At 46.7% G+C, this 7092-nt stretch carries 5 protein-coding genes and 1 pseudogene; 5 read left to right on the plus strand and 1 reads right to left on the minus strand.

What is annotated here, in order from left to right:
- Positions 1-9: 9 nt before the first annotated feature.
- On the plus strand, positions 10-723 hold the full coding sequence (locus AC1DUA_RS16055; protein ID WP_477500731.1) for a divergent polysaccharide deacetylase family protein: 714 nt from the start codon (positions 10-12) through the stop codon (positions 721-723).
- On the opposite strand, the gene AC1DUA_RS16060 is transcribed toward AC1DUA_RS16055, so the two are convergent.
- Positions 710-1402, minus strand: a complete 693-nt coding sequence (locus tag AC1DUA_RS16060) for an N-acetylmuramoyl-L-alanine amidase family protein (RefSeq protein ID WP_477500727.1) — start codon at positions 1400-1402, stop codon at positions 710-712. The genes AC1DUA_RS16055 and AC1DUA_RS16060 overlap by 14 nt on opposite strands.
- Positions 1403-1616: 214 nt before the next feature.
- Between AC1DUA_RS16060 and lonB the strand changes: the two genes are divergently transcribed.
- The 4 genes and pseudogenes from lonB to AC1DUA_RS16080 all read left to right on the plus strand — a co-directional run.
- Positions 1617-3335: an ATP-dependent protease LonB gene (lonB, locus tag AC1DUA_RS16065; RefSeq protein WP_477500728.1), complete on the plus strand. Its 1719-nt coding sequence runs from the start codon at positions 1617-1619 to the stop codon at positions 3333-3335.
- 149 nt (positions 3336-3484) lie between these two features.
- A complete protein-coding gene (lon, locus tag AC1DUA_RS16070; protein WP_477500729.1) occupies positions 3485-5830 on the plus strand; it encodes an endopeptidase La in 2346 nt (781 codons plus the stop codon).
- A 23-nt stretch (positions 5831-5853) separates the two neighbouring features.
- Positions 5854-6501: a ribosome biogenesis GTP-binding protein YihA/YsxC gene (gene yihA / locus AC1DUA_RS16075; protein ID WP_477500730.1), complete on the plus strand. Its 648-nt coding sequence runs from the start codon at positions 5854-5856 to the stop codon at positions 6499-6501.
- A gap of 244 nt (positions 6502-6745) precedes the next feature.
- A pseudogene (locus AC1DUA_RS16080) lies at positions 6746-7092 on the plus strand (non-ribosomal peptide synthetase module); the annotation flags it as partial.

The raw sequence follows: 7092 nt of genomic DNA on the forward strand, positions 1-7092 counted from the left end.
GCTGATAGCCTGATCCCGAATCAGCCAGTTGTCGAGTTAAAGACCAAAAAAGTAGCCATCGTCATTGACGACTTTGGCAACAATATGGACGGCACAACAGAAATGTTGAATTTGCCTATCCCTTTTACAGTGGCTGTGATGCCTTTTCTGCCCTCAACCAAGCAGGACGCTCAGCTGGCCCATGACAAAGGCCACGAGGTTATCTTACACCTCCCAATGGAGCCTGTGCGTGGTAAGAAGAGTTGGCTTGGCCCGGGAGCCATTACGACGGACTTATCCAACGATGAAATTCATAAGCGGATCGTAGCGGCGATCGAAGATGTCCCTTATGCGATAGGCATCAATAACCATATGGGTTCAAAAGCGACAGCGGATGAGAGAGTCATGACCATTCTCGTTGATATCTGCAAGGAGAAAAATCTCATTCTACTGGACAGCCGCACGACGCCGCATAGCTTAATCGGGAAATTGGCAGGCCCCAAAGGCGTCCCTTATTCCGAGAACCAATTATTTTTTGATGACCTCTATACCTACAGCCACATCAGCAAGCAGATGGTGAAATTTAAGAAGTTTGTGAAAGACAGAGACTTGGTCATTGCAATTGGACATGTAGGCCCGCCCGGCAAGAAGACAGCCCAAGTCATCAAGGAAGCTATCCCAACGATTCAAAGGGAAGCAACCTTTGTCCCACTATCCCAAACGGTGAATCTTAACGTGAAGTAGAGGGATTATGGACCATCCCAAAGTATTGATCCACCGCCCGGGCTACGGCATCTGCGAGTTTGGCTTGATGGTGAGCGTTATTCAGCAGCTTGCGGTCGGATTTATTGGAAATAAAGCCGAACTCCACGATAACGGATGGGCATTTGGTATTCCTGAGCACATAATATTTTTTTCCGAGAATAGGCAGTTCCTCTGAGCCGTACACACGATTAAGTGAGGTTTGCAGCAGATTGGCAAGCAGAATGCTTTCGGATCGATTTTGGTGAAAAACAAGAGGTCCCCGTCGATCTGGTTTGCCCGACCAGTTAATATGCATGCTTAGCATCATTTTAGGCTTAATCGTGTTGGCTATTCCGGATCGCTGTGCCAAATCTTTGCGATGTCTTCCTCCAAAGGACCATTTATTATCTTGGCTTAAGGCATAATCATCGGTTCGGTTGATAATGACACGGTAGCCTTTTTTCTGAAGTAGTTTGTACGTTTTCTTAGAAATTTCTAAGTTCATATCTTTTTCTTGGAATTTGCCGTATTTAGCTCCAGGGTCGAGGCCGCCATGGCCAACGTCAATGATGATATCGGCATAAGGGAGCAAAGGATTTCCTGCATAAGCATAGGCATCAGAGCCGGCTGCTGCAAGGAGGCAAAGAAAAAGTAGGACGATTGTCAATAAGCGCTTCAAAATGCCACATCCTTTTGCATGAAAGGTCATCTCTTATCCTTCTTCATAAAGGGAGCTTACATACGCCATTCAAAAGTTTGCATGGATTGGATTAACCTTCTTTTACACGGGAATAATGGAAGTTATCGCTAAGGTTTACGAATGTTTTGCCAAAGCAAAAATGAACTTACGGATGCCGTTTTGCAGAAGGCAAAACTCTGAGGAGGTATGACAAATGAGTCTAAGTATTATTTTAATGGTAATTCAAGTGTTTTTTGCGGTTGTCATCGGGCTGTATTTCTGGAATTTACTGCGCAACCAACAGACGAATCGTTCTGCTGTCGATAGAGAATCCAGAAAAGAATTGGAGAAGCTGAGAAAGCTTAGATCCATTTCACTGACAAAGCCGTTATCTGAGAAAACAAGACCTTCCTCCATGCAGGATATTGTGGGCCAGGTAGAAGGTTTGAAAGCTTTGAAAGCTGCTCTGTGTGGCGCTAATCCACAACATGTTCTGATCTATGGCCCTCCGGGTGTGGGTAAAACGGCTGCTGCTCGCGTAGTCCTGGAAGAAGCTAAGAAAAATCAAGAATCTCCTTTCCGCCCAGACTCCAAGTTCACAGAGATTGATGCAACAACAGCTCGTTTCGATGAGAGAGGGATTGCCGATCCGCTGATCGGTTCTGTTCATGATCCTATTTATCAAGGTGCAGGGGCGATGGGAGTCGCGGGGATTCCGCAACCGAAGCCAGGCGCTGTGACCAAGGCGCATGGGGGCATTCTGTTCATCGATGAAATCGGTGAATTGCACCCAACCCAAATGAACAAATTATTAAAGGTGCTGGAAGATCGCAAAGTATTTCTAGAGAGCGCGTACTACAGTTCCGAAGATACGAATATTCCAGGCTATATCCATGATATATTTCAAAATGGCCTTCCTGCGGATTTCCGTTTAGTGGGGGCTACGACTCGTACGCCAAGCGAGATTCCACCAGCTATTCGTTCGCGCTGCTTGGAAATATTTTTCCGCCCTCTTTTACCGGAAGAAGTAGGAGAGATTGCACGTAAAGCTTTGGACAAGATCGGCTTTAAGAAATGCGAAGCTGCCGTTGGGGTTGTCATGAGATATGCAACGAACGGTAGGGAGGCTGTGAATGTCATTCAACTTGCTGCTGGTATCGCTTTATCGGATAAAAGAGATGAAATTACGGCCTCCGACATAGAATGGGTTGTAAATTCATCACAAATTCCTCCCAGACCTGAACGCAAAATCCCTGCCCAACCGCAAATTGGATTTGTTAATGGGTTAGCTGTTTATGGCCCTAATTTGGGTACCCTACTTGAAATTGAAGTGTCTGCAATTCCGATTGCCGTCGCAGGTACGGGGAAATTCAACATCACAGGTGTTGTGGATGAAGAAGAAATGGGAGGAGGATCACGGACGATTCGCCGAAAAAGTATGGCTCGCGGCTCTGTGGAAAATGTGCTAACCGTTCTTCGCAAGCTCGGATTTAACACATCCGATTATGATCTGCATATTAATTTCCCTGGTGGTGTGCCGATTGACGGGCCTTCTGCCGGTATTTCAATGGCAACAGCTATCGCATCTGCGATACATAGGATTCYAGTCGATAACAAATTGGCCATGACGGGTGAAATGAGCATACATGGGAAAGTCAAACCGGTAGGCGGCGTAGTCGCGAAAGTTGAGGCAGCGTTCCAAGCCGGAGCGACCAAAGTCATTATCCCAAAAGAAAATTGGCAGGAAATGTTCGCCGATTTACCTGGGGTTGAGGTCGTTGCCGCGGAGTCCATCGAGGAAGTATTGAGTGTTGCACTCGGGATTGAGCTTCATGACAATGTCATTCCGATGCCTTTTGCCGCAGAAAGAACAATTGCTTCATCGACTTTGCCGATTCTGCATGCGAATTCTCAGCACACGATCGATTCCTAATGCCAAGTTGCAATTACCTTACATGCCGCGTTAGATGCCAATTGGTGTTTTCTGTGCAGTTTTGATAAAATGTAAAGGGCAACGGATGAATACAATAATGAGAGACTTTGAGCAACGCTCAAAGCTCCCTATATATGGAGGTGCAGAGGATGGGACCCGGAAAAATCAAGGTGCGCAGATTGCCGCTATTGCCTCTAAGGGGACTGCTGGTTTATCCGAGCATGGTTCTACATCTGGATGTAGGGCGGGAAAAGTCGGTTAAAGCATTAGAGCGGGCAATGGTGGATGACAGCATGATACTCCTCTGCTCTCAATCTGAGATCAACATCGAAGAGCCTTCCAAAGAAGATATTTATCGCATCGGGACTATTGCTAAGGTGCGGCAAATGCTGAAACTGCCGAATGGAACCATTCGTGTCTTAGTAGAAGGCGTGTTGCGTGCTGAGATTGTAGAGTACCTCATGAATGATGAATACTATGAAGTTACGGCAAAAGAGCTGCCTGAGCAAGAAATAACGGATCCAGAGATTGATGCGCTGACGCGTACCGTCCTGAATCAATTCGAGCATTATATCAATTTATCCAAAAAGGTGACACCAGAGACGCTCGCGGCTGTATCAGATATCGATGAGCCAGGTCGTTTAGCTGATGTCATCTGCAGCCATTTGTCGCTCAAAATTAAGGATAAACAAGACATTCTGGAGACTGTGGATGTGCGTGAGCGGCTCGAGAAAATGCTGAATATTCTCAATAATGAGCGAGAAGTGCTTGAACTGGAGCGCAAAATTAGCCAACGCGTCAAAAAGCAAATGGAAAAGACGCAGAAGGAATATTACCTTCGCGAGCAGATGAAAGCGATCCAGAAAGAGCTTGGCGATAAGGAAGGCCGTGCAGGCGAAGTCGATGAGCTGCGTAGTCAGTTAGCGGAAGCTGAGCTGCCTGACAAGGTGCGCGAGAAGGTCGAGAAAGAAATCGATCGTCTGGAGAAAATGCCGTCAACCTCTGCTGAAGGTGGCGTCATTCGCAACTATATCGATTGGCTGCTCGGACTGCCTTGGTCCAAATCTACCGAGGATGATCTTGATTTGAACATTGCCGAAGACATCCTCAATGAAGATCATTTCGGACTTGAGAAGCCGAAGGAACGCGTGCTTGAGTACTTAGCCGTACAGAAGCTGGTTAAGAAGCTGAAAGGTCCTATTCTTTGTCTGGTGGGTCCGCCGGGGGTCGGTAAAACGTCCATCGCCCGTTCGATCGCAAGATCCATGGGCAGACAGTTTATCCGCATCTCGCTCGGTGGTGTAAGGGATGAAGCTGAGATCCGCGGCCATCGCCGCACGTATGTTGGCGCTATGCCCGGCAGGATCATCCAAGGGATGAAAAATGCAGGAGCTAATAATCCTGTTTTCTTATTAGACGAAATCGATAAAATGGCCATGGATTTCCGCGGCGATCCCGCATCGGCGCTGCTGGAAGTTCTGGATCCCGAGCAAAATAGCACTTTTAGTGATCATTTCATTGAAGTTCCGTTTGACTTGTCCAATGTCATGTTCGTCACAACAGCAAATGCTGTTCACAATATTCCGCGTCCTTTGTTAGATCGGATGGAGGTTCTTTACATCCCGGGTTATACGGAAATTGAGAAAATGCAGATTGCTAAGAAATATTTGCTGCCGAAGCAAAAGCGAGATCATGGTTTAGAGGAAGATCAACTCCAAGTTGATGACTCAGCTTTGATGAAAATCGTGCGTGATTACACGCGCGAAGCCGGCGTTCGGAATTTAGAGCAACAAGTTGCTGGCATGAACAGAAAAGCAGCCAAGAAAATCGTGTCCGACCCATCAACGCCGGTGCATGTAACGGAAGAGAACCTGAAGGACTACTTGGGTCCTATTAAGTTCCGGTACAACGTAGCGGAAGAGAAGGACCAGATCGGGGCGGTTACAGGGCTTGCTTGGACGGAAGTCGGTGGAGATACGCTGGTCATTGAAGTGACAGTGATGCAGGGCACAGGCAAGCTGACATTGACAGGTAAGCTCGGAGACGTCATGAAGGAATCCGCACAAGCGGCGTTCAGCTATACTCGAACACGCGCGGATGTGCTTGGGATTGCTCCTGACTTCCACGAGAAGAACGACATCCATATCCACATTCCAGAGGGTGCGATACCAAAAGACGGTCCTTCCGCTGGGATAACGATGGCAACGGCCTTGATTTCGGCTTTGACGAATATCCCGGTTTCGCGATCGGTTGCGATGACTGGAGAGATCACGCTGCGCGGCCGCGTACTGCCAATCGGAGGACTGAAAGAAAAGGCGCTCGCTGCACATCGTGCTGGCATTCGTACCATCCTGCTGCCTCAGGACAATGAGAAAGATATCGTCGAAATTCCAGAAAGTGTCCGCGAAGAGATGACCTTCATACCGGTCAGCCATATGGATCAGGTGCTCGAACATGCACTTGTGAAGAATAGGCCGCCAGCTCACGTTGGATAACCATAGAAAGTAGTTGAACATTCTTGAAAGTCAATCAAGCTGAGTTTGTAATCAGTGCGGTTGGACCTAGCCAATATCCAGAGGATGCCTTGCCGGAGATTGCTCTGGCAGGGCGTTCTAATGTCGGGAAATCCTCGCTCATTAACTGCTTGATCTCCCGCAAGAACTTGGCCAGGACCAGCTCACAACCGGGTAAAACCCAAACACTGAACTATTATAAGATTAATCAGGACTTATATTTTGTAGATCTTCCCGGGTATGGCTATGCGAAAGTATCCAAAACAAAACGGGAGCAATGGGGAAAGTTCATTGAGAGTTACTTGATGAACCGTGAAACATTGCGCCTCGTCATGCAACTGGTGGATTTAAGACATCCCCCATCCAAAGATGACCAAGCGATGTATGAATGGCTTAGACATAATGATGTGCCTGTACTCGTGGTTGCAACGAAGGCAGATAAGATTCCAAAAAGCCAATGGGCCAAACATCTGAAAATCGTGCGAGAAACACTAGGGATGGATAAAGGTGTTCAGCCACTGATGTTCTCCTCCGAGCTTACGCTTGGGAAGGACGAGCTGTGGGGGATTCTAGAGCAAGCTATTGCCTATGGAGAGCCGGAAGTAGATTTAGCTGAAGCCCTAAGTGAAACAAACGATAGAGAGCCGTCCTGATTCAAAGGGCGGTTTTTTGTGTATTTAAGAGCAAGATGCCAAAAGAGAGAGGAAATCAAGAAGAAGTACACGGGAAAGTGAGGTTTCCTAGGGAAAATTTACTGGCATTCCGTAATTCCTTGGTTTTTTCAGAATATTTGGCGGATTATCATGAAATGCACGCAGGAATATTAATGCCGCTTGTAGTATAATAATAAACAAGGTAATTGTTCATTGCTTGAAAACAAAGAATCGAGGGATTTTTATGGCACAAAGGTTAGCGACTGAATATGTCAAGACCTGCCTCCAGTTAACAGAAGCCGAGATGTTCAGGTTTTTTCAGATGTTCGTGGACCATCAAGTGACTTTGCAAGTGAAGGTTTTGGAAAATGGCAATCAAGAGGTTGTTTTTCAAGATGGTGCAGGTCAAGAAATCGTCCTTTCATTTGAGAAGAAATCGGGCCTATATGAATGTACAGGATCCTGCAGATTAAGTAATACTTTACTGGCTAATTTAATGCGAAAAGCTGTATCAGAGTTCAAAGGAAGCGCGACGGTAAACCGGATTTATTCAAGCTATACCATGGTTTACTACTATGAGCGCGGCACGGT

The organism is Paenibacillus sp. 01T422 (assembly GCF_056398785.1).